The organism is Pseudomonas sp. SB113, from assembly GCF_040754745.1.
Taxonomy (GTDB): domain Bacteria; phylum Pseudomonadota; class Gammaproteobacteria; order Pseudomonadales; family Pseudomonadaceae; genus Aquipseudomonas; species Aquipseudomonas grimontii.
Window position 1 is genome coordinate 40,131 of sequence record NZ_JBFMHW010000032.1, and the last position, 23,972, is coordinate 64,102.

The window sequence follows — 23,972 nt, forward strand, 5'->3', positions numbered from 1 at the left end:
AAAGAGAATCGTAATCATCCAGCCCCGAATAACTTGGACAAAGTGTGACAACTCAAGCCGCCGCGACCTCGGCAGTACGGCGCTCACGCAGCAGATGGAAGGCCACGAAGGCCGTCACGGCAAAACACGCCTGGATGATGATCATCGGCGTGGCACTGCCGTCGCGCAGATGGCTCAGCAACAGGCCACTGCAGGTCGCGCCGAACATCTGCGCAAAGCCCATCAAGCCCGCCGCCAAACCGGCGCGGTGAGCGTTGGGCATTACCCCGCCGGTCACAGACCCGGGCAATACCAGGCCACCGCCGAGGGTCGCCAGCGCAATCGGAATATCCAGGCCCAGTACCGACAGGCCAAACAGCGCATAAATCACCAGCGCGGCAATCCCGCCAATGGCCACCAGCGTCACGCCCATCGCCACAATCCGTTGCGGCCCCAGGCGCAGGATGTTGCGCCGGGCGTAGGTGGAACCAATGATCAGCATTGACACGATCACGCCAAAATTGATGCCGTACTCCAGGCTGCTCAGGCCCAACAGGTTGATGAACACCGCCGAGGAACCGGCGATCACCGCGAACATGGCGCCATAGGTGCACGCCAGCGCCACGGCGAACGCGCGGTACTGGCGGCCCTTGAGCAAATCCAGGTATTGCCCGCCGAGGGTGCGCCAGTGGCCGGCCTTGGGGTCGAGGGCGTGGTTGCTCTCGCGAAAGAACAGCAGCGCCAGCAGCAACACCACACTGCCAATCACCAGTGCCAGCAGGATCGGCGCCTGCCAGCCCAGCAGCTTGATCAGCAGGCCGCCGACCATCGGGGCGACGACGATGGCGTAGAGCATGCCGATCATGGTCAGCGCCAGCGCCGGCCCCGCTTCGGCCTTCCACACGTCACGCACCACAGTCCGCGCCAATACCAATGCGGCGCAGGCACCGAGGCCTTGCAGCACGCGGGCGGCGATGAATTGGTGGATGTCGTGGACCAGCAACATCGACAGCGTCGCCAGCACATACAACAGCAACCCGCCGATCAGCACCGGGCGGCGGCCGATACGGTCCGACAGCGGGCCGAACGCCAGTTGCCCCAGGCCAAAGGCGGCGACAAACGCCGACAGTGCCATCAGCGCCGAACCCGGCGGCGCCAGCAATGCCTGCTCGATCACACCCAAGCCTGGGATGATCAATTGGGTCGAGACTTCACCCAGTGCCGTCAGGGCCACGAGTAAAAACAATAAGCGTCGCGATGGGGCCGGGGCGTTCGACATGGGGATTTTCCGGGGCTGGATTTATTTATATTTCGACCATAATATGCGTAAAAAATTATGTCCATAATTTTTGGCCCAATGGTTACCCCCGGAGCCCGACATGCACCCTCTCCCCTCGCGTCTTCTCACGCCCCTGGCCCTGTTGATCATCCTCAGTGGCTGCAACAGCCAGGCCGACACCGCCGCCCAAGTGCCCCAACCACGTCCGGTACTCGCGACCAAAGTCGAGGCCGCCGGCACTCAGCAAAGCGCCTACACCGGCGTGGTGGCAGCGCGTACGGAAAGCGACCTGGGCTTCCGGGTCAGCGGCAAGGTCATCGAACGCAAGGTCGACCCCGGCCAGCATGTCTCCCGTGGCGACACCCTGTTGGTGCTGGATATAGGCGACTTCGAGCTGGCCCTGCGCTCGGCGAAAAACCGCGTCAACGCCGCCCAGGCACAACTGCGCCAACGCCGCGACGATGAAAACCGCTACCAGCGCCTGGCCAATACCGGTGCCGTGTCACGGCAGATTTTCGATCAGTCGGCGACCAACTTGCGCGTGGCCGAGGCCGAGCTGGCCGCGGCGCAATCCGACGCCAGCCAGATCGAGAACCGCCGCACCTACTCCGTGCTCAAGGCCGACGGCGACGGCATCGTCACCGACGTGCGGGTGGATCGCGGCCAAGTGGTCGCCGAAGGGCAAATCGTCGCCCGCCTGGCCCATGACGGCGCCCGCGAAGCCATCGTCAACCTGCCGGAAAACCAGCGCGACCAGGCCGCACAAAAAGCCCTGGCCTTCTCCTTCGGCGCCCCCGACCAGGCGGTAACGGCCACCTTGCGCGAACTCTCTGCCAGTGCCGACCCCACCACCCGCACCTACCGCGCCCGGTATGTGCTGCACGGCGGTGTCGAGCGTTTCGCCCTCGGTTCGACCATCACCGTGCGCCTGCAAGGCAACGGCCAGGCGCAACAAACCCGCGTGCCCATCGGTGCGTTGCACGATGCCGGACAAGGCACCGGCGTGTGGTTGATCGGCGCGGATGACAAGGTCAGCTTCGCCCAGGTGTCAGTTGCCAGCCTCGGCCAGGAGGACGCCCTGCTCGACAGTGGCGTCAATCCCGGCCAGGTCGTCGTGGCCCTCGGCGCGCACCTGTTGCACAGCGGCGATGCAGTGCGCCTGTTGCCCGCCCAGGCACTGGCCCTCAACCGCAAACAGGACCAATGAGCATGCGCGGCATCAACCTCTCGGAACTGGCGGTCAAGCACCGCGCAGTCACGCTTTTTTTGATCATTGCGATCCTAGCCGCCGGGATCTTCTCGTTCGGCAAGCTGGGGCGCGCCGAAGACCCGTCGTTTACCGTCAAGGTCATGACCATTACCGCCGCCTGGCCCGGCGCTACCGCCCAGGAAATGCAGGAGCAAGTGGCCGACCGCCTGGAGAAGCGCTTGCAGGAACTGGACTACTACGACCGCGTCGAGACCATCGCCCAGCCGGGCTTTGTGTCGATGCGCATGACCTACAAGGAGTCCACTCGCCCCAGTGAAATCCAGGACCTGTTCTACCAGACGCGCAAAAAACTCAGCGATGAAGCGGCGAAACTGCCCAAGGGTGTGATCGGGCCGTTGTTCAACGATGAATATTCCGATGTGTACTTCGCCCTGTACGCCCTGGAAGCCGAGCACTTGCCCCATCGGCAACAGGTGCAGATGGCCGAGGAGTTGCGCCAGGGCCTGCTCAACCTACCGGGGGTGAAGAAGGTCAATATCCTCGGCGAGCAGGCACAGCGGATTTTTGTCGAATTCTCCTATGAGCGCCTGGCGACCCTGGGAATCAAGCCGGACCAGATCTTCGCCGCCCTCGCCGCACAGAACGCCGTGGCCCCGTCAGGTTTTGTCGAAACCGCAGGGGCTCGCGCTTATATCCGTGTGGACGGTGCCTTCGACAGCCTCGCGCTGATCGAAAACGTGCCGCTGGAAGTCAACGGTCGCGTGCTGCGCATTGCCGATGTGGCCAGCGTCAGCCGCGGTTATGAAGACCCGCCGAGCTACCGTATCCGCCACCAGGGCGACCCGGCGCTGATGCTCGGCGTGATCATGGAAAAGCACTGGAACGGTCTGGAACTGGACAAAAGCCTCAAGGCCCAGGAAGCCCGGATCCAGGCGGACCTGCCCTTGGGCGTGAACTTCGCCAAAGTCTCCGACCAGGCGAAAAACATCAGCCTGGCGGTGAATGAATTCATGCTGAAATTCTTCGTCGCCCTGGCGGTGGTCATGCTCATCAGCCTGTTGGCATTGGGCTTTCGCGTCGGCCTGGTGGTGGCGGCTGCGGTGCCGCTGACCTTGTCGGTGGTGTTTGTGATCATGCTGCTCACCGGGCGTGAGTTCGACCGCATCACCCTGGGTGCACTGATCATTTCCCTGGGCCTGCTGGTGGATGACGCAATCATCGCGATTGAAATGATGGTGGTGAAACTGGAGGAAGGGTTCGACCGGATTCATGCCGCCACCTTCGCCTGGAGCTCCACGGCGGCGCCGATGCTCACCGGTACGCTGGTGACGATCATCGGCTTTCTGCCGGTGGGATTTGCGCGGTCCGGTGCAGGGGAATACGCCGGCAATATCTTCTGGATCGTCGGCTTTGCACTGATCTCGTCCTGGCTGGTGGCGGTGGTGTTCACGCCGTACCTGGGTGTGAAGTTGCTGCCGCAGATCAAACCGGTGCCCGGCGGTCACGACGCGATTTATGCCGGGCGCTATTACCAGAAGCTGCGCAGCCTGGTTGAAGCCTGCGTGCGCAGGCGTTGGCTGGTGACCGGATTGGTTATCGCGGCCTTTGTACTGTGCGTACTGGGCATGGCCGTGGTGAAGAAACAGTTCTTCCCCAACTCCGACCGCTCCGAGCTGATTCTTGAGGTGTATATGCCTCCCGGCAGTGCCTTCAAGAGCACCGAGGCGGTAGCAGCGCAGTTGGAAAAGGCGCTGCTGCAAGAACCACAGACGAGCATGGTCGACACCTATGTGGGCGGCGGCGCGCCTCGGTTTTTCCTGTCGCTGAACCCCGAAATGCCGGACCCGGCGTTTGCCAAGCTGATCGTCCAAACCCCGGACTCCCATGCGCGCGATGCGTTGAAGCTGCGCATGCGTGAACGAATTGCGGCCGGTGAGTTTCCAGCGGCGCGGGTACGGGTGACACAACTGCTGTTCGGCCCGCCTGTGCCCTTCCCCGTGGTGTTCCGCGTATCCGGCCCGAATGTGGAGGTGTTGCGCGGTGTCTCCGAGGACGTGCGTAAGGTCGTCGCCGCCAACACGCTGACCAAGGACGCCTTTCTCGATTGGGGCGAGCGCACCAGCGGTTATCGCCTGGTGCTGGATCAAGACCGCCTGCGCCTGCTGGGTTTTACCCCCAACGAGGTCAAATCCCAGCTCAACGCCTTGCTCAGCGGCAACCCGATCACCGAAGTGCGTGAGGGCAACCGCACCGTGTCCGTGGTTGCCCGCTCCCAGGGCAGCCAGCGCGAGAACCTCGGTAATCTCAACAATATGACCCTGACCAACAGCGCCGGCACGTCGGTGCCGCTGGCCCAGGTCGGGCAGTTCCAGGCGGTGATGGAAGAACCGATCCTCAAGCGCCGCAACCGCGCAAGCACCGTGGAAGTGCGCGCCGACATCATCGACGGCGTGCAACCGCCCGACGTGGAAATGGCCGTGTACAAAGACCTGCAACCGCTGATCGCCAAGCTACCGGCCGGTTACCGGATAGAGATCGGCGGCCCGGTGGAAGAAAGCGCCAAGGCCAACGTGGCGCTGGCGGCGCTGTTCCCGATCATGATCCTGCTGACCCTCACGGTGATCATGTTCCAGGTGCGCTCCTTCGGCGTGATGTTCATGGTCTTCGCCACCGCGCCGCTGGGCTTGATTGGCGCGGTGCCGACCTTGCTGCTGTTCAACCAGCCGTTCGGGTTCAACGCGATCCTGGGCCTGATCGGTATCGGCGGGATCCTGATGCGCAACACGCTGATCTTTACCGACCAGATCCGCCAGAACCAGGAGCATGGCATGGCGATCCACGCGGCGATCGTCGAAGCCACGGTGCGGCGCGCGCGGCCGGTGATATTGACCGCACTGGCAGCGGCGCTGGCGTTTATTCCGCTGACGTTGTCGGTGTTCTGGTCGTCCCTGGCGTTTGTGCTGATTGGCGGCGTGCTGGTGGGCACGGTGTTGACGCTGTTGTTCTTGCCCGCGCTGTGCAGCCTTGTGTTGGGCCGGGAGAAGACAAAGGCTGTCGAAACATCCCACGTAACGGTCGGATAAGCTCTACTCCCCTGTCCTGAAAACCTCTGCAAAGTCCCTCGCCTGAATACACAGTGCGAGGGATTGCAGATGGTTGTTTTCGTTAAAGCCCCGGCTGAAGGGGCGGTTTTATGATCGAGGTGAGCAGCCAGGCCATTGGCTACCTGGTGCTGGCCGCCATGGATTCAAAGACGCGAGACGTCGAATCCGTCCTCAGCGACTTCAAGCGCTGCCTCAATACCTACGACGCCTGGGCGGAGAGCTTTTTCAGCTTCTCGGCGCTGGATATCGAACAGGTCTTCAAAGTCGGGGATGAAGTGGCGCTTGTCGCGCCGATCAACCGCTTCCTCATTCCCAGCAGCACGACCGCAACGTGCCAGGCAAACGGCACGTTGACCCTGGTGCACATGTTCCAGAGCGCGCGGTTCGTGCCCATTGGCAATACGCCCGTGATGGTGCAACGCATCGATTCAAACGGCGGTCCCCTGGGCGAGCCCCTCCATAAAACCATCGGACCCAGCGGCATTCTTGAAATCAAGGAATGTGATCGCAACCAGCAGTACCGAGTCAGCTTCTACCCCAACGTCTCCAAAGACCATTTCAAAGCGCTGTACGCCTCTTATCAGTCGGTTATTGCCCCGCTGGACGGTTGGTTGCGCAGTGAATGGGAGACCACCTTCGAACCGTTATGGAAGGGTTACTCCGAAGCCCGCTTCCCCAAGCGCTACCTCTCCCTGCATCAAGCCTACGCGCGCGGCTTCGGCGAAGCGCTTTACTCGCTCTGGGACACTATCAAGCAGCTGTTTCAGTGGCTTGGCGACCCGTTGGCTTATGCCGAACAACTGCTGCATTACCTGTCTCGGGACGAACTTGAAAAGCTGCTGAGCCTCGGCGCCGACACCCTCGCCAAGGGCTTGTTGGTGCTCAGCGACGAGCCGCTGCTGTTCATCTATCTGTCGGCAATGGTCAGCTGGATGCGCCTGTTGCCACCGCCGTATATGAACGAATTGCTCGGGGAAATCAGCGCCGAAGTATTGATCAATTTGTTGCTGTGTCTTGCCACTGCCGGGATGGGCATAGCGGTGCGAATGAGTACGAAAGTGCTGGGCAGCATCAAGTCTCAACGTGCGCGCCGATGGTTGGAGCGCATGGCTGGAGAGTTCGGAAAATCTCGCCTGGATGAGCATGCCGAGCTTGCCAAACCGGTTCTGCTAGGTAGCCCTGCGACGTCGATCAAGACCATCCCGGATGTGCCGTTGAAGGCTGGGGAGCATGTGGTTTCGAACCCGGTGCCGGCGGTTCGCAGGAAGACTCAGCAAACGGTGTTGGTCAGGCAGGAGCTTGTCGATGATGTGCCTGTTCCGGGGAAGAACCTGAATGGGGATGCGGCGGCTTCTTCGGATAAGACGGTCACCAACGGCTGCCCGGTGTCGATGGTTACCGGGGAGGAATTGCTGACCCTGACCGATGGCACGTTGGATGGGATCTTGCCGTTCGAGTGGACGCGGTTATATCGCACCAGTGCGGTGGAAGTGGATGGCGGGTTGGGGTTTGGTTGGAGTCATTCGCTGGCGCATCGGCTTACGGTGTCGGGCGATTCGGTGGTGTGGACGGACCATGAGAATCGCATTACTTCGTTTCCGATGCCGACCGTTGCTCGGCCTGCAATCACCAATAGTTTGGCCGAAGCGGCGATCTATTTGGGTTCTTTGCCGGACGAGTTGGTGTTGGCCCAGGCGTCTCGGCTTTATCACTTTCGCGACGGTGTGTTGGTCTCGATCAGTGATGCGTATGACAACCGGTTGCGGATTTCTCGGGATTTTCTGGGGCGCATTGAGCGGCTGGATAACGGGGCGGGTTGTGCGCTGTTCCTGCGCTATGCGTCGGGCCGCATCGTGGCAGTGGACTACCAGGTGCAGCGGGCCAAGGGACGTGAACCCTACGTTTGGGTCACGGAGCAGAACGTCGTTTCCTACGCCTATGACGACGCTGGCCGGCTGGTCTCGGCGACCAATGCGATAGGCGAAAGCGAGGTTTATCGCTACGACGATCAGCACGTGATTCTTGAGCGTGGGCTGGCCGGTGGGGCGAGTTTCTTTTGGGCGTGGGAACGGTCCGGCAAAGCGGCGCGATGTGTCCGGCATTGGGCCAGTTTTTCCCAGATGGATACGCGGTATGCCTGGGGGGACGACGGCCGTGTCACGGTGCACAACGCCGATGGCAGCCAGGAAGTGTATGTCCATGACGACCGGGCGCGGCTGGTGCAGCGGATTGATCCGGACGGTGCGCAGCACTTCAAATCCTACGATGACAAGGGCCGGCTGACGGTCGAGCAGGATCCTCTGGGCGCTGTGACGGCGTATCAGTACGACGAAGCCGGACGGTTGGTGGCGTTGTTTCCCGGGGATGATGAGCCAACAACCTACGAGCATGACAATGGCTTCGTACGGGTTGTAAGGCGGGGTCTGGCGGTTTGGAAGTACGAGCGCAATGACCAGGGCGATGTCATCCGCAAGACCGATCCCGACGGCCATGTCACGGACTACAGCTACAACAAATACGGGCAACTGGTTGGGGTTTGGTATCCCGATCACAGTTGTCAGCGACTGGTGTGGAATGATCGTGGGCAGCTCATAGAGGAACAACTGCCCAATGGCGGGATCAAGCGGTACCGCTATGACGATCTTGGCCGACAGATTGCCCGTGAGGATGAACATGGGGCGCTGACCCAGTACCAATGGGACAGTGTCGGTCGGTTAACGCGTGTCGCTTTACCCGGCGGTGCTTGTAGGGAATACAGCTACAACCCCTACGGAAAAATCACCGCCGAACGCGATGAACGGGGCCACGTTACTCGCTACGAATACGCCGACGGCCTGCACCTGATCAGTCGGCGCATCAACGCCGACGGTACCCAGGTCAACTACCGCTACGACAATGCGCGATTACTGCTGACCGAGATCGAAAACGAGGTTGGCGAGACCTACCGACTTGCTTATCACCCCAACGGGCTGATCCAGCAGGAAACCGGGTTTGACGGGCAGCGTACGGCGTATGCCTACAACCTCAACGGCAATCTGCTGGAAAAGACCGAATACGGCGACGATGGCAGTCAGTTAGTCACTCGTTACGAACGCGATCACGCTGACCGCCTCGTACGAAAAACCCTGCCCGACGGCGGCCTTGTTGAATATGCCTACGACCGTCAGGGCAACCTTCTCAGCGTCGATGACGGCCACTGGGCGCTGGCCTACGAATACGACCAACAAAACCGCCTCACCGCCGAACACCAAGGCTGGGGCACCTTGCGCTACGGCTACGACGCCTGCGGCCAACTTAAAAACCTGCGCCTGCCCGACAACAACCGCTTGGTGTTCAACCACAGCAAAGGCGGCCACCTCGCCAACGTCGAATTAAACGGCGCGCCGCTGACCTCCCATCTGTTCAAGGCCGGCCAAGAACACCAACGCCAACAAGGCCAACTCCTCAGCCACTACCACTACGACGACCAGCAACGCCTGCACGCCCACGCGATCACCCAGCAACAAGATCACCTCTACCAACGTCAATACAACTACGACAAAACCGGCAACCTCACCCGCCTGCTCGACACCCGCAAAGGCGAACACCACTACCACTACGATCCCGTAAGCCGCCTCACCCGCGCCGACCACTCCCAAGACCTGCAGGAACGCTTCGGCCACACCCCTGCCGGCAACCTGCTCATGCACGACCGCCCAGGCCCCGACATCGTCGCCGGCAACCGCCTGATGATCCAGGGCGACCGTCACTACGACTATGACGCCTTCGGCAACCTGATCCGTGAACGCCGTGGCAAAGGCCATCAACTCGTCACCGAATATCGTTATGACTGTCAGCACCGGCTGATCGACATTACCCAACCCAACGGGCAAACCGCGAGCTATCGCTACGACCCGTTTGGCCGACGAATCAGCAAAGCCGTTGACGGCCTAACGACGGAGTTTTTCTGGCAAGGCGACAAGCTGATTGCCGAGCACCATGCGGAACGCCATCGCACCTATCTCTATGAACCGGACAGTTTTCGTCCGCTGGCACTGCTGGAAGGGTTCGGCCCAAAAGATACCAAGCCTTACCACTACCAACTGGACCACCTCGGCACGCCACAGGAACTGACAGACCCAGAGGGCGAAATCGTCTGGTCCGCCCACTACCGCGCCTACGGCCAGATCAGCCGACTCGACAAAGGCAAAATCGACAACCCGCTACGTTTTCAGGGTCAGTACTTTGATCAGGAAAGCGGACTGCACTACAACCGCCATCGCTACTACAATCCGGATATTGGTCGCTACCTGACGCCGGACCCGGTGAAGTTGGCGGGTGGGATCAATGCGTACCAGTACGTGCCGAACCCTATCGGGTGGGTGGATCCGTTAGGGTTGAGTAGGTGCCCGGGTACTGATGGATGTAAACCGAAAAATCACGCTGAAGATCCGGAGAAAAACGCCAAGGTTAACGAGGGAAATGTAGAGCCCCCCAAAGGCTCGGATACCAATCTGTCGAGAAACGGAGCTTTTAGAAGGGCAAAAGAGATAGGAGGCATACCGCGAAACACTCAGCCGATAGAGATATATTGGGAGACCATCCGTGATCAGGATCGTCATATCATGGGGCGCGTGTACGTTTTCAGCTTGAAAAAGAAACACCTTACTAGAATTTATGAGCACTCACTAGGACATACAGAAGGCAATCATGGCCCACATTTCAATACCAAAAATACCGCACATGACATAAAAGTCCCTTTGAAAATTGGCGATGACTCACACACTTACTTCAAGAGATAAAAATGACAACTGTATATATAAATGAGTCTGGAGTAAGGCCATGGGAAAGCGTACACCCAACAAATGATGCAAGATTCACTACCACCACACTATTAAGTCATGACTTCAACAGTGTCTGGGAATCATGGTGTGCCGTGATGGAACCACTATCAGAAAAATGGTCGATTAAAAGACAGTGGGACTCAGCACTCACTGCCGGATTCAATTCAAAAAGCGAGGAACACTTATTTAAAAAGAACACAGCCAAAACGATTCACAACGGGGACTTATTTAAAAAAAATGAAAAAAGCAATATTTACTCGACAATCAAAAACCTCCCTGGCAATCCGAAAGAAATAAAGAACCAGAGTTTTGAAGGCTCGCACGACGTCATCTTAATAATCCAAAAAACAGAAAGTGATATAGCCGAACTCTGGTCCAAAATGACAATATTTGAAAATGGTATTACGCCCGAAAAAATCAGCACATTCTTGGAGTCTCAATCCGATACATTGTTATGTAGGTTTTACGAATCCGATACACATGCCGCAGCTCAATTCATCTATCACACCAATACCGAGAGTAAAAACATTTTAGAAACAATCAAAAACCGATTCGACAAGACAAGCATTGAAGACATCCATCTCTATATAAACAACAAACAAAAAATATAATTTCGACCTATATACCTCCCCACAATAAAACCGCGGCCCCCGTCAGGGCGATGCGATTATTCAGGTAGATCGGTGGGTTTAGGTTTGGGCCGGCTGCGCAGCCCAACGCAGGGCAAGCCTGCTCGCCACAAGGAATGAAGGCTCAGCCGAGTTGAATGGGTGAGCCTCACAGGCGGATCAGCGTTTACTCAGTTCCATAATCATCCGACTCAGCAAGTAGATCCGCGGCGCGACGCTCTCCACCTCCGCGTACTCCTCCGGCGTATGAATATTCCCCCCCACTATCCCAAACCCATCCAACGTCGGCGTGCCCACACCGGCTGACAAACTGGCATCCGCCGCCCCGCCGCTGCCTTCAATGGTCAATTTTTTACCCAGCTCCCCATAAATCCCTTGGGCAATCGCCACCAGTTTGTCCGACTCCGGCGTCTGCGGCATGGGCGGCAGGCCGCGTTTCAAGGTGGTGGTCACTTCGGTTTCCGGGATCAGCTTGTTGGCGGAGACCCGCACCAAGTCTTTCTCGATCCGATCAAACTCTTCCGGCAACGCCGCGCGCACGTCGGCCTTGGCGGTGGCTTGGTCGGGGATGACGTTGGTGCGGTCGCCCGCCTTGATCACGGTGAAGTTGATGGTGGTCTTCTTTTCTTCATCACCGAGTTTGCCCAGTTGCAGAATCTGGTGCGCGGCTTCCATGGCGGCGTTGCGCCCCAGCTCCGGGGCGACGCCGGCGTGGGCGGCTTTGCCTTTGACTTCGACCACCGCGGTGGCACTGCCTTTGCGCCACACCACCAGGCCGTCGGCCGGGCGGCCGGGTTCGAGGTTCAGCGTGACGTCGTGGGCCTTGGCGGTGTTGCGGATCAGTTCAGAGGCGATGTCGGAACCGGTTTCTTCGCTGGCATCGAGCAGGAAGGTAATCTGTGCGTAGTCCTTGAAGCCCTGGTTTTTCAGGACTTTGAGCGCGTAGATGCCGGCGACGATGCCACCTTTGTCATCCATCACGCCGGGACCATAGGCGCGGCCGTCCTTGATGTGAAATGGCCGTTCGGCCGCCGAGCCTTCCTTGAACACGGTGTCCATGTGGGCCATCAGCAGGATTTTGGCCTTGCCGCTGCCCTTGAGGGTGGCGATCACATGGCTGCTGTTGGCGGCGGCATCCGGCACCCGTTCAATGGTGAAGCCCAGCTGTTTGAGTTCATCGACGGCGATATCACTGACCTGGGTCAGGCCTGGCCCGTAGCCGGAACCCGAGTCGATATTCACCAGGCGCTCCAGCAGTTTCAGGGCCGGGGCCTTGTACTGCTCGGCGTCCGCCTGGATCTGCTTGTGGGGTTCGGCGCTGTAGGCCGGGAGTGCGAAGGACAAGGCCAGCGTGGCGGCCAGGAGGGTACGCGGGAAGGTGAAGGGCATGAACCGATCCTTGTTGTTTGTTGGGGTGCCGCCTCACCCTACCCCACTAGACCGACCGCAACCAAGTGCCTTGCACCGAACTGACCCGGTTGCGCCCGCTGCTCTTGGCTTCATACAGCGCCAGGTCTGCATCGTTGAGCCACGTGGTGGAATCGGCGTGCTCCGGTTGATACGGCGCTAGGCCGATACTCAAGCTGGCGCGCAATGAAGCGTCCTGGGCGTACGCCAACGCGTTGAAGCGATCGCGCAACGCATCCATCACTTCGGTCGCGCGGTTGAGCGACATGCCCGGCAGGATCACGCAGAATTCATCACCGCCATAGCGTCCGGCCAGGTCGGTGACCCGCAGGTTCTGGCGCAGCACTTTGCTGAGCTGACGCAGCACGATGTCGCCGGTGACGTGGCCATAGGTGTCATTGATGAGTTTGAAATGGTCGATGTCGATCAACGCAATCGCGGCCCCTTGCTGTTCGCGGCGGCAGCGTTGGAACTCGATCTCCAGGTGGTCTTTCCAGGCGCCATGGTTGAGCAAGTCGGTCAAGCTGTCGGTGCGGCTCAGCGCCAGTAATTCGCGTTTATGCCGGGCCAGGGTCACCGCCTGGCGGTAACAGATCCAGCCCAGCGCCAGCGGATACAGCGTCAGAATCGGCAGGCAGGCATAGAGCTGGATCGGGGTGGTCGTGGCGATAAAGGCTGGGGTGAATATCAACAGCGAGGTGCCGATGCCGACCGCCTGCGCCACCCAACCCGCCAGCATGAAACGCGGACCGCCGATGGCCACGTTGTTCATGGTCATCATCGACAGCGTCGTCACACCGGGCAGCGGGTTGAAGTGCATGGCAGCGACCCAGAAACCGCCGCAAAACGAATCGAACAGCAGGTTACGGCGCTCGCTGCGCAACGCATTGGCGGTACGCAACGAGAGTTGAAAGGCCACGACCGGCCAGACGAACGCGTTGATGACCATCCAGGCCCACACCCACGGGGGTGGATCCAGCGGGTACATGCCAAACACCACGCACACAAAACCGAGCGTCAGCCCTAAGGTGCGGGATTTATACAAACGGGTAGCGAGCGGAAGTCCTTTTCCTCCGGCGGCTGGCATGGACGGCTGTAATCCTGGATGAATGCCTGGAGTCTATCAGGGCGCCAGCAATTAGCCACCACCACTCATAAGCTCACCTCCCAGGCAAAAAACCCATCCAAAACGCTTAGTGGGAAAAGCCCCGGGCCAGCATCCACGCCACACCCAGCAACAGCACCGCCGTGATCCGCTGCAACAGCACACGGCGCTCGGGGTTTTCCAGCACGAGCCTGATGCGCTGGCCGAAGTAGCAATACAGGCAACCGCTGGCAAATTGCAGCACCAGGAAGGTCGCCCCGAGGATGGCGATATCCGCCGCCGAACTGTGCTCCCCTGCCCCGGCGAACTGTGGGAACACGGCGCTGAACATGATGAGGGTCTTGGGGTTGGAGAACCCGGTCAGCAAACCCTTGCCGAACAAGCGGCGTGCGCCCTCTACGCCAGCAGCCTGGTCTATGGCAACGCCGCTGCTGGTCCACTGCTTGTAGGCCAGGTAGAGGATGTAGGCCACACCGACAATCTGGATGCCCTGAGTGATGGCGAGGTTGCCCTTGATCAGTTCCGAAAAGCCCACGGCAAAGACCAGGATCGAAATCAGGTACGACACACTGGCGCCGATCTGCGCCGGGATCGAACTGCGCAAGCCATCCTTCAGGCCCAGGCTCAACAGCAGCAGGGTCATGGGGCCGGGGCTGAAGGTCATGGTGGCGCAAAACAGCAGGAAGTAGATAAACGAAGAGAGCGTCAATGCGCTGGTCATGGCCTTGGACCTAGGGTGAGAAGGCCTGCAGTCTAGGCAAGCGACGTTGCACAAGGCAGGTAAAGTCAGGCCTAATCCAGCCGAACTTCACCGGTAAAAGCACCGGCAAACACAAGGACGGTTTATGTTTGTATCCGCCATCGCGTTCGTGGACGGCACACCCAAGGTGCAGCAGATCGTCGAGACGTTCAGCCAGCGCATCGAGAGCGGCGAATGGGCACCCGGCAGCAAGTTGCCGTCGGTGCGAGAGTTGACCCAGACCCTGGGCGTCAGCAAGTTCACCCTCAACGAAGCCCTCGACCGCCTGCGCGGGCGCAACCTGCTGACCTCCAGCCAGGGGCGTGGCTACTTTGTGGCGATGGACAGCGCGCGCCCGGCCTCGGTGGCGTGGGTCGACCTGCTGCCCCAGGATCTACTCAGCGTCCTGCGTCGCCCGCTGGTCACCGCCGGCGGCGAGTTGCGCCCCGGCAGCGGCCACCTGCCGGAAGCATGGCTGAACACCGAGACCATCCGCCAGGCCATGCGCGGCGTGGTGCGCGCGCCGTCGTTGCGCATCGCCGGGCTGGGCACTCCGGCCGGGTTATTGCCACTGCGCCAGGCACTGCAACACAAGCTGCACGGCGAAGGCCTGTCGGTGCCGGTGGAACAGATCATCACCACCCCCAACACCGTGCAAGGCCTGGACATGCTGATGCGCCTGCTCGCACGTCCCGGCGACACGGTGCTGCTCGACGCACCGTGCTATTTCAACTTCCACGCCAACCTGGCCCTGCACGGCGTCAAGGTGGTGACCCTCCAACGCCGCCCCGACGGTTTCGATTTCAGCGCCCTCGAACAGCTGCTGGCCGAACACCGCCCCAGCCTGTACCTGACCACCAGCGTGCTGCACAACCCGACCGGCCATTCCTTCAGTCCCAGCCAAGCGTTTCGCCTGTTGCAACTGACCCAGCAGTACCACTGCCATATCGTCGAGGACGATCTTTACGGCGACCTGCACCCCAACCCGCCGCCGCGCCTGGCAACCGTTGCCGGGCTGGACCAGGTCACCTACCTGTCGGGTTTCTCGAAGATCCTCAGCGCCAACACCCGGGTCAGCTTCGTGGTGGCCGCGCCGCAACTGGCTGCCAACCTGACCAATATGAAGTTGATGAGCGGCGGCGTGACCTCGGAGCTGTTCGAGCAGATCGTCTACCGCATGCTCAGCGAAGGCAGCTACGCCAAGCACCGCAAGCGCATGGTCCAACGCCTGATGGAGGCAGGCGGGCGTGTGGAGCAATGGCTGCGGCGCTGCGGGTGTGAGTTGCCGATGGCCTATGAAGGCGGGATGTTCATCTGGGCAAGCCTGCCAGCGGGTGTGAACGGCGAGCTGTTGGCCCAGGAAGCGTTGAAACACAGCATGGTACTGGCGCCGGGCGCGCTCTTCGGCTACGACCCGGCCCATCGCAATTCGATGCGTTTCAACGTGGCCCACAGTGATGAGCCACGGGTGCAGCAGGTGTTTGAAGCGCTGTTACTGAAGGCCGGGCGCAGGTCCTGAACCGCAGCGGCGGTTCTGCCGTCCCTGCGACGTTCGATCCCTTCTTGTGCGTTGACCGGTTCTGTTACACACCATATAGTGTGCCCACAAACAGAACAGACCACTACATAGTGTGCAGTATCGGTATTGACCGACCACACTCTGCGCAGTATTTCAATGCCTGGCAGCCTGCAAATCAGATTTTTTTGGACGGGTTCACACGCCGTCAGAACAGAACAGAAGGGAGTATTTCAATGCTGAGTTGGGATGAAGTCGACAACGAGGACACCGGTGCAGCAGTGATCAAGGGCGCCAACGCCGGCCACGCCAGCGAAGCCAACATGGACCGCCTCGACGGTGCCGGCGCCGCTGCCGCCCTGGAAGCGCGCAACGTGACCGCCAACGACTCGGCCGCGATCATCCGCGCCAAGGCTGCCCTCGACAAACTCGACGTCGCCGAAGGCCTCGCCGAACTCGAAGGCGCCTCCGCCCGCGTCGCCGTTGACGAAAAGCGCATGATCAACTGCCGCGCCGACCTCAACCAACTCGTGCCTTTCAAGTACGACTGGGCCTGGCAGAAGTACCTCGACGGCTGCGCCAACCACTGGATGCCGCAGGAGGTCAACATGACCGCCGACATCGCCCTGTGGAAAAACCCCGAAGGCCTGACCGACGACGAGCGCCGCATCGTCATGCGCAACCTCGGCTTCTTCTCCACTGCGGATTCGTTGGTCGCCAACAACCTGGTGCTGGCCGTATACCGCCTGATCACCAACCCGGAGTGCCGCCAGTACATCCTGCGCCAGGCCTTCGAAGAAGCGATCCACACCCACGCCTACCAGTACTGCATCGAATCGTTGGCCATGGACGAAGGCGAGATCTTCAACATGTACCACGAGATCCCATCGGTGGCCAAAAAAGCCGCCTGGGGCCTGAAATACACCCGCTCGATCTCCGATCCGAAGTTCGAAACCGGCACCGTCGACACCGACAAGGAACTGCTGCGCAACCTGGTCGCCTACTACTGCGTGCTGGAAGGCATCTTCTTCTACTGCGGCTTCACCCAGATCCTGTCCATGGGCCGCCGCAACAAAATGACCGGTGTGGCCGAGCAGTTCCAGTACATCCTGCGCGATGAATCGATGCACCTGAACTTCGGTATCGACGTGATCAACCAGATCAAAATCGAAAACCCACATTTGTGGGATGCCGAGATGAAGGAAGAAGCGACCCAGATGATCCTGCAAGGGACTCAACTGGAGATTGAATATGCGCGGGATACCATGCCGCGTGGGGTGCTGGGGATGAACGCGGCGATGATGGAGGATTACCTCAAGTTCATCGCTAACCGTCGCCTGTCGCAGATTGGCTTGAAGGAAGAGTATCCAGGGACGACTAACCCGTTCCCTTGGATGAGTGAAATCATGGACTTGAAGAAAGAGAAGAATTTCTTTGAGACCCGTGTAATCGAGTATCAGACCGGCGGTGCGCTGAGCTGGGATTGATCTCTATAACGTCGGGACTGAAATACAAGGGACCAGAAACAAGAAACCCACAGCAACCGTTCGAGCGGCTGCTATGGGTCTTGACCGGAGAGGTGAACAAAGCCCACCTATACGGGCCGCGGTTGGGGAAAAACCACAATCACGAATGCATTTGAGGAAATGCGCGGCGTGATTATGGAGGACCCTCAAGCGGTGTCAACGGCTTATCGTCGGAGACAAGAATCTGCACGATATCTTGGGCTCCAAATTAACCCGGATGAGCAGGCAAATTATTTGCCGTTCAGACATCAAACTTGAAAAGGCCATTAATCATGTCTAAAAAAAATCAACATGTAGTCCCGCATGGCAACGACTGGGCCGTAAAAGGTGCAGGAAACTCAAAAGCCACGAAGGTCGTCAGTACACAAGCAGAAGCTATTAAGCTTGCTCGTGAAATTGCAATAAACCAGGAGAGCGAAATGTTCATCCATGGACAGAATGGCCAGATTCGCGAGCGGAATACTTACGGAGACGACCCATTTCCGCCAAAGGGCTAAGAGCAATATCTCAAGGGTGTGCTTCTGATGGGTCTAGAAACTAGCCTTTGACCCATGGACCGCTCTAAAGCGGCCCATGGGATACCTCAATTCGAAACCGGTTCCGAAAAGATCAATTGCAAAGGCTCGCTGAGCAAATCACCCGCCGTTGCGGCAAAGCGTTGGAAGTACGTCGTCTCAAAATGCGCATCGGGTGCCGCCAGGTTTGTGAACGCCTCACGCATTTAGAACGTACCGGGTTCATCTCGTCGTTCAAACAACACGTAATCAACGTCACCGGGCTCGGCTCCCTTCGGTTCGATCAGAGTCAACAAGCCTGCCTTGAGGGCCTCTTGCTGGCCGAGTTTGGCCTTACTTAAGTACGGCGAGGGAGACCAAGGGTTTGTACATGGTAGTGACTCTTTCAGGGGGGGGGCACTGGTGCATCCGGCGATGTCGGCAATTGTCAGGGCGCCAGCCAGCAGCCAGACGGTTTGATCGGGGATCGAATGATGGGTGCTCTCAATGGACTGACTTCATCGTTGCCCACTAGGCGATAAAGAAACACCGACAAAACACGCTTCCACTTTCTTCAAAGGCTTGAAAATGCCTCACCCTATCAAGACGCCCTGCATAGGCCTGTGCTCCACCGTTTACGGGGACCTGGTCTGCCGAGGCTGCAAGCGTTATCACCATGAAGTAATCCAGTGGAATGGCTACAACGCCGAGGAAAAGCAGGCGGTGTGGCTGCGCCTTGAGCAGTTGCTGGTGCAGGTGATGGCCAGCAAGCTGGAAGTGCTCGACCCGCAGCGCCTGCGCCAGCAATTGGAAGACCGCAAGATTCGTTTTATGCCGCACCAGTCGCCGTATTGCTGGGCGTACCAGTTGATTGCCCGGGGCGCACGGGTGATTTCCAGGCTGGATGCATATGGGTTGACGTTGTTGCCGGAGTTTCGCGAGCGCAGCCTGGCGGATTTGCGCGATGCGATTGACCGGGAGTTTTTCCTGCTGTCCGAGGCGCATTACGAACGGTATATCGCGCCGGGGTTTATACGCGAAGTGTTCGGCCAGCCCCTCATCGCCAGCAGTCTGTGACCGTCGTAGCAACTGCCGAGCCTTGGCGAGGCCCGGCAGCTGCTACGGAGGGATTAGCAGGCCCAGGAAGCTGCGCGATCCGTCTGCAAGCCATATCGCTCAATTGCCTGCTGGCATACCTGCCGCTCAAGGCTCCCCTGCTCCACCAACGCGCTAAGCGCCGCCAACACGATGTGATGCCGATCCACCTCGAAGAAATCGCGCAATGCCGCCCGTGTATCACTGCGACCAAACCCATCGGTGCCGAGCACGGTGTAGCTGGAGTCCAGATAGGACGCGATCATCTGCGGCACCGCACGGACGTAATCAGACACGGCAACCACTGGTGCACCTGTCGGCAGGCAGTCATTCAGGTGACTGGCGCGCTTGCCGGCCTGTGGATGCAGGCGGTTCCAACGCTCCACGTCCCGCGCCTCCCGCGCCAGTTCGCTGAAACTGGTGACGCTGTACACCTCGCTCGCCACGTGCCAATCCTCAGCCAGTAACCGCGCGGCGGCCTGGGCCTCACGCAGCAACGTCCCCGAACCGAGCAGGCGCACGCTGGCATCGGCGGCGCCTTCCAGGCGATACAGGCCCTTGATAATCGCCGCTTCCACGCCTTCGGGCAGGCTCGGCTGCGGGTAGTTTTCGTTCATCAGGGTCACGTAGTAGAACTCGTCCACATCCTGTTCCAGCATCTGGCGCATGCCGTGGTCGAGGATCACCGCAAACTCCCCGGCAAACGCCGGATCGTAGGCGCGGCAGTTGGGCACGGTGGCGGCGGTAAGATGGCTGCTGCCGTCTTGATGCTGCAAGCCCTCGCCGCCGAGGGTGGTACGCCCGGCCGTGGCGCCGAGCAGGAAACCACGGGCGCGCTGGTCGGCGGCGGCCCAGATCAGGTCACCGACGCGCTGGAAGCCGAACATCGAGTAATAGATGTAGAACGGCAACATGCGCAGGCCATGCACCGAGTAGCTGGTGGCCGCTGCCACCCAGGAACTGATGGCACTGGCTTCGCTGATGCCCTCTTCAAGAATCTGCCCGTCAGTGGCCTCGCGGTAGCTGAGGATCGAGCCGATGTCTTCCGGCTCATAGCGCTGACCGACGCTGGAATAGATACCGATCTGCTTGAACAGGTTGGCCATGCCAAAAGTACGCGCCTCGTCCGCCACGATGGGCACGATGCGCGGGCCGAGCGCCTTGTCCTTGAGCAGGTTGGTCAGCATGCGCACGAAGGCCATGGTGGTGGACATTTCCTTGCCATCGGCCGCCGTGGCGAAACCGGCGTAACCGCTCACGGTCGGTACGTTCACCGGTGCTGCGGCCTGGCTACGGCTGGGCACATAACCGCCCAAGGCCGTGCGCCGCTGATGCAGGTAGCGCAACTCAAGGCTGTCATCCGTGGGTTTGAAGAAGCTCAGCGATTCGGCCTGCTCATCGCTCAGCGGCAACTGGAAGCGGTTGCGGAACGCGAGCAGCGCCTCGCGATCGAGCTTCTTCTGCTGGTGAGTGGTCATCCTGCCCTGCCCCGCCTCGCCCATGCCGAAGCCTTTTTTGGTCTGGGCCAGGATCACCGTAGGCTTGCCCTTGACCCGGCGCGCCGCGTGATAGGCGGCGTGGATCTTGACCATGTCATGGCCGCCACGCTTGAGGCGGTCGATCTGCTCATCGCTCAGGCCCTCGACCAGCTTGGCCAGCGCCTCGCTCTGGCCGAAGAAGTGCTCGCGGTTGTAGGCGCCATCCTTGGCGGCGAAGGTCTGGAACTGGCCGTCCACGGTGTTTGACAACGTGTTGACCAGTGAACCGTCGGCATCCTTGGCGAGCAAGACGTCCCAGTCCGAACCCCAGACCAACTTGATCACGTTCCAGCCTGCACCCGCGAACAGCGCTTCCAGTTCGTCGATGATCCGCCCGTTGCCACGTACCGGGCCGTCGAGGCGTTGCAGGTTGCAGTTGACCACCCAGGTCAGGTTGTCGAGGCCTTCGCGCGCGGCCAGGGTCAGGGCCGACATGCTTTCCGGCTCGTCCATCTCGCCGTCGCCGAATACCCCCCACACGTGGCGCTCGGCGGTGTCCTGCAGGCCGCGATGCTGCAGATAGCGCATGAAACGTGCCTGGAAAATCGAACTGATGGGGCCAATGCCCATGGAACCGGTGGGGAACTGCCAGAAGTCCGGCATCAACCACGGGTGCGGGTAGCTGGACAGCCCGCGCACGCCGGCCTTGGCGCCGCCGAGTTCCTGGCGATAGTGAGCCAGGTCGTCCTCGCTCAAGCGCCCTTCAAGGAAGGCGCGCGCATAAATGCCAGGGGCCGAATGCGGTTGGTAGAACACCAGGTCGCCGCCAAAGTCATGATTGCGGGCGCGGAAAAAGTGATTGAAGCCCACCTCGAACAAATCCGCCGCACTGGCATAGCTGGCAATGTGGCCGCCGAGCTCGCCATACGCCTGGTTGGCCCGCACCACCATGGCCAGGGCGTTCCAGCGCACCAGCGAGGCCAGGCGCTCTTCGGTGGCCAGGTCGCCGGGAAACGCCGGTTGCTGCTCGACGCTGATGCTGTTGATGTAGGGCGTGCCATGGCGGGGTTTCCAATCGATAGGCGGGGCGCTGCCGTCGCGGGCCAGCAGGTCGAGGATCTGGCGTGCGCGCTCAGGGCCGGCATTGGCTACCAACGAAGCCAGGGCGTCGCGCCATTCGTCCAGCTCTTGTTGATCCTGGACTGTGTGATTCACTGCACTCGCGAAACCGTTCATGGGCACCTCCGGGCTTTTTTTCCAGTTTATGTCGGTACCAGAGGATTTTTTGCCTGTTATCAGGCGCAGTTCGCTGCATTTTGAGCATGAATCACTGCCCATCGGCATTTTCCCAGCACGTTGTGCTCAAACACCCCGAAACCCTACCATTGTGTTTAAAATGCCGCCCGCTCAATGACCGACGCTTAATGATGAACCCAGACGCACTCGCTACCCTGCATGCCCACCTGCTCACCGCCCTGGCCAGCGCCCCTGCCGAAACCCGGCGCCTGTTCCACGGCCGTGGCCGTTGCTGGCCGGGCCTGGAGCAATTGACCGTGGACTGGCTGCAAGGCGTGGTCCTGGTCGCGCTGTTCAAGGAGCCCGAAGCGACCCACCTGGATGCGTTGAAACAGCTGTTGATCGACTTCGACTGGGCCCAATTCGGCGCGCACACCGTGGCACTGCAACACCGCTACCTGCCGCAAAGCACCACCGAATGGCTGGTGGGCGCAGCCATCGACGAGTTGACCATCACCGAAGGCGGCCTGCGCTACCTGATCGACCTGGGCAAAAAGCAGAACAGCGGGTTGTTTCTCGACATGCGTTACGGCCGCAACTGGGTGCGCGAGCAGGCCAAGGGCCAGCGCGTGCTCAACCTGTTTGCCTACACCTGCGGGTTCTCGGTCGCGGCCATCGAGGGCGGCGCCAGCCACGTGGTAAACCTGGACATGGCCCGTGGCGCCCTGAGCCGGGGCCGCGATAACCACCGCCTGAACGGTCATGACCTGAGCAAGGTCACCTTCCTCGGCCACGACCTGTTCAAATCCTGGGCCAAGGTCACCCACAGCGGCCCCTACGACCTGGTGATCATCGACCCGCCGTCCTTCCAGAAAGGCAGTTTCCTGCTGACCAAGGACTACCAGCGCGTGTTGCGTCGCCTGCCGGACTTGCTCACGGCCCAGGGCACTGTCCTGGCGTGCATGAACGATCCGGCCTTTGGCGAAGACTTCCTGATCGACGGCGTCACCCGCGAAGCACCGGGCCTGCGCTTTATCGAACGGCTGCAAAACCCGCCGGAATTTCCGGATATCGACGCGCAAAGTGGCTTGAAGGCGCTGGTGTTCCGCCAAGGCTGATGCCGAAACGTCCTACGCTTGCTACGCTAAGAGATACACCGGGTGGTGAACCTTATCCCCCCCTTCCCGGTCGATACCTGCATCCCCCGGCCAGACTCGACGGCGTTACGTCGTCGGCTGCCCCGTTTCACCTTTTGGAGAACCGCCCGTGATATCGACCCTGCATGTAGCCAGAATCAAAGCCTGGGGCGCCCACGGCTTTACCGCCACCGGTGTGGTATTGGCCTTCCTGGCCACCCTGGCGTTGCTGGAAAACTCACCCAAGGCCTGCCTGCTCTGGCTGGGCCTGGCACTGGTGGTAGACGGCGTCGATGGCTCCCTGGCACGACGGGTCAATGTCAGTACGGTATTGCCCAGCTTTGACGGCTCGGTACTGGACCTGGTGATCGACTACCTCACCTATGTGTTTATCCCGGCACTGTTTATCTATCGCTATATCGACCTGCCGGACTTTACCCACCTGTTCACGGTGTCGGTGATCCTGGTGTCATCGCTGTTCTGCTTCTGCAACGTGAACATGAAGAGCAAGGACAACTACTTCGTCGGCTTCCCTGCCGCCTGGAACGTAGTGGCCTTGTGTGTGTACATCATCCAGCCGGCCGCCTGGGTCACCTTGCTGACGGTGATCGGCCTGGCCCTGCTGACCGTGACGCCGATGAAGTTCCTGCACCCGTTTCGGGTCAAGCGGTTCATGCCGATCAATATCGCAGTGACCACCATCTGGTTGCTGTGCAGCTTTTTGATGGTGGTGGATTATCCCAACACCAACCCGTGGACGTTTGGGTTGTGGTCGGTGATGTCGGCGTATTTCCTCGGGATTTGCGTGTGGCGCACGGCGCTGGAGTGGATGGGGACTCACAAATAGCCAACTGACACACCGTGGGCAAAATGTGGGAGGGGGCTTGCTCCCGATGGCGTCCTTTGGGCCGACCATTTTTTTGGATCAGACAGGGTACATATCCGTTGCTGCGGTAACGGCTGCCTATGGTTCCGCCCTTACGGCGGCTCACTTTTGGAAAGGCCTGTACGGACCGGACACATGGTTGACACCTGTGCGGGGACATAGTGGACACATTATGCGCCGTAGTCAGGGCTATTCACGTCGACGGTCCGTAAAAAGTGATGGCAGAAATAGACGTCAAACAAGCCATCGCTTTCAGCGTTAGGGCGTATTGCGATGTGTTGCCCAAGCAGTCCTTTGGCGATGCTGAAGTAGCGTTTCTGAAAGCGAAAT

Annotated in this window: 15 protein-coding genes and 1 pseudogene; 10 read left to right on the forward strand and 6 right to left on the reverse strand. The window is 60.0% G+C overall.

Features of this window, described 5'->3' with window-relative positions:
- Positions 1–52: 52 nt before the first annotated feature.
- Entirely contained in the window at positions 53–1,258 is a 1,206-nt protein-coding gene (locus AB1462_RS28125) for a multidrug effflux MFS transporter (protein ID WP_259194933.1), read from the reverse strand.
- A gap of 100 nt (positions 1,259–1,358) precedes the next feature.
- Here AB1462_RS28125 and AB1462_RS28130 point away from each other — a divergent pair, with 100 nt between their 5' ends.
- The 4 genes from AB1462_RS28130 (at position 1,359) to AB1462_RS28145 (ending at position 11,006) form a co-directional block, all read left to right on the forward strand.
- Positions 1,359–2,465, forward strand: a complete 1,107-nt coding sequence (locus tag AB1462_RS28130; RefSeq protein WP_367248559.1) for an efflux RND transporter periplasmic adaptor subunit — start codon at positions 1,359–1,361, stop codon at positions 2,463–2,465.
- 2 nt (positions 2,466–2,467) lie between these two features.
- On the forward strand, positions 2,468–5,551 hold the full coding sequence (locus AB1462_RS28135; protein ID WP_259194931.1) for an efflux RND transporter permease subunit: 3,084 nt from the start codon (positions 2,468–2,470) through the stop codon (positions 5,549–5,551).
- Between the two features lie 110 nt (positions 5,552–5,661).
- Entirely contained in the window at positions 5,662–10,353 is a 4,692-nt protein-coding gene (locus AB1462_RS28140) for an RHS repeat-associated core domain-containing protein (protein ID WP_367248560.1), read from the forward strand.
- Positions 10,354–10,355: 2 nt separating this feature from the next.
- A complete protein-coding gene (locus AB1462_RS28145) occupies positions 10,356–11,006 on the forward strand; it encodes a hypothetical protein (RefSeq protein WP_367248562.1) in 651 nt (216 codons plus the stop codon).
- 177 nt (positions 11,007–11,183) lie between these two features.
- On the opposite strand, the gene AB1462_RS28150 is transcribed toward AB1462_RS28145, so the two are convergent.
- The 3 genes from AB1462_RS28150 to AB1462_RS28160 all read right to left on the reverse strand — a co-directional run bounded on the left by AB1462_RS28150 (position 11,184) and on the right by AB1462_RS28160 (position 14,257).
- The gene (locus AB1462_RS28150) at positions 11,184–12,413 is read right to left on the reverse strand and encodes a M20/M25/M40 family metallo-hydrolase (RefSeq protein ID WP_259195065.1); all 1,230 of its coding nucleotides are present in this window, start codon (positions 12,411–12,413) and stop codon (positions 11,184–11,186) included.
- Positions 12,414–12,459: 46 nt separating this feature from the next.
- A complete protein-coding gene (locus AB1462_RS28155; protein WP_367248563.1) occupies positions 12,460–13,518 on the reverse strand; it encodes a diguanylate cyclase in 1,059 nt (352 codons plus the stop codon).
- 106 nt (positions 13,519–13,624) lie between these two features.
- The gene (locus AB1462_RS28160) at positions 13,625–14,257 is read right to left on the reverse strand and encodes a LysE family translocator (RefSeq protein ID WP_259195064.1); all 633 of its coding nucleotides are present in this window, start codon (positions 14,255–14,257) and stop codon (positions 13,625–13,627) included.
- 124 nt (positions 14,258–14,381) lie between these two features.
- Between AB1462_RS28160 and AB1462_RS28165 the strand changes: the two genes are divergently transcribed.
- The 3 genes from AB1462_RS28165 to AB1462_RS28175 all read left to right on the forward strand — a co-directional run bounded on the left by AB1462_RS28165 (position 14,382) and on the right by AB1462_RS28175 (position 17,814).
- Positions 14,382–15,794, forward strand: a complete 1,413-nt coding sequence (locus AB1462_RS28165; protein ID WP_367248566.1) for a PLP-dependent aminotransferase family protein — start codon at positions 14,382–14,384, stop codon at positions 15,792–15,794.
- 233 nt (positions 15,795–16,027) lie between these two features.
- Positions 16,028–17,278, forward strand: coding sequence for a ribonucleotide-diphosphate reductase subunit beta (locus AB1462_RS28170; RefSeq protein ID WP_003173711.1), 1,251 nt, complete (start codon positions 16,028–16,030; stop codon positions 17,276–17,278).
- Positions 17,279–17,589: 311 nt separating this feature from the next.
- The gene (locus AB1462_RS28175) at positions 17,590–17,814 is read left to right on the forward strand and encodes a DUF2188 domain-containing protein (RefSeq protein WP_367248569.1); all 225 of its coding nucleotides are present in this window, start codon (positions 17,590–17,592) and stop codon (positions 17,812–17,814) included.
- An 86-nt stretch (positions 17,815–17,900) separates the two neighbouring features.
- Here AB1462_RS28175 and AB1462_RS28180 read toward each other — a convergent pair.
- Positions 17,901–18,204: pseudogene (locus AB1462_RS28180) on the reverse strand (putative quinol monooxygenase).
- A gap of 195 nt (positions 18,205–18,399) precedes the next feature.
- Here AB1462_RS28180 and AB1462_RS28185 point away from each other — a divergent pair.
- Positions 18,400–18,888 carry a DUF1289 domain-containing protein gene (locus AB1462_RS28185; RefSeq protein WP_367248571.1) on the forward strand — a complete coding sequence of 163 codons (489 nt, stop codon included), beginning with the start codon at positions 18,400–18,402 and terminating at the stop codon, positions 18,886–18,888.
- A 53-nt stretch (positions 18,889–18,941) separates the two neighbouring features.
- On the opposite strand, the gene mdeB is transcribed toward AB1462_RS28185, so the two are convergent.
- Positions 18,942–21,620, reverse strand: a complete 2,679-nt coding sequence (gene mdeB / locus AB1462_RS28190; RefSeq protein ID WP_367248572.1) for an alpha-ketoglutarate dehydrogenase — start codon at positions 21,618–21,620, stop codon at positions 18,942–18,944.
- A gap of 191 nt (positions 21,621–21,811) precedes the next feature.
- Here mdeB and AB1462_RS28195 point away from each other — a divergent pair, with 191 nt between their 5' ends.
- On the forward strand, positions 21,812–22,738 hold the full coding sequence (locus AB1462_RS28195) for a class I SAM-dependent methyltransferase (RefSeq protein WP_090410019.1): 927 nt from the start codon (positions 21,812–21,814) through the stop codon (positions 22,736–22,738).
- Between the two features lie 148 nt (positions 22,739–22,886).
- Entirely contained in the window at positions 22,887–23,603 is a 717-nt protein-coding gene (gene pcsA, locus AB1462_RS28200) for a phosphatidylcholine synthase (protein WP_090404995.1), read from the forward strand.
- Positions 23,604–23,972 lie beyond the last annotated feature (369 nt).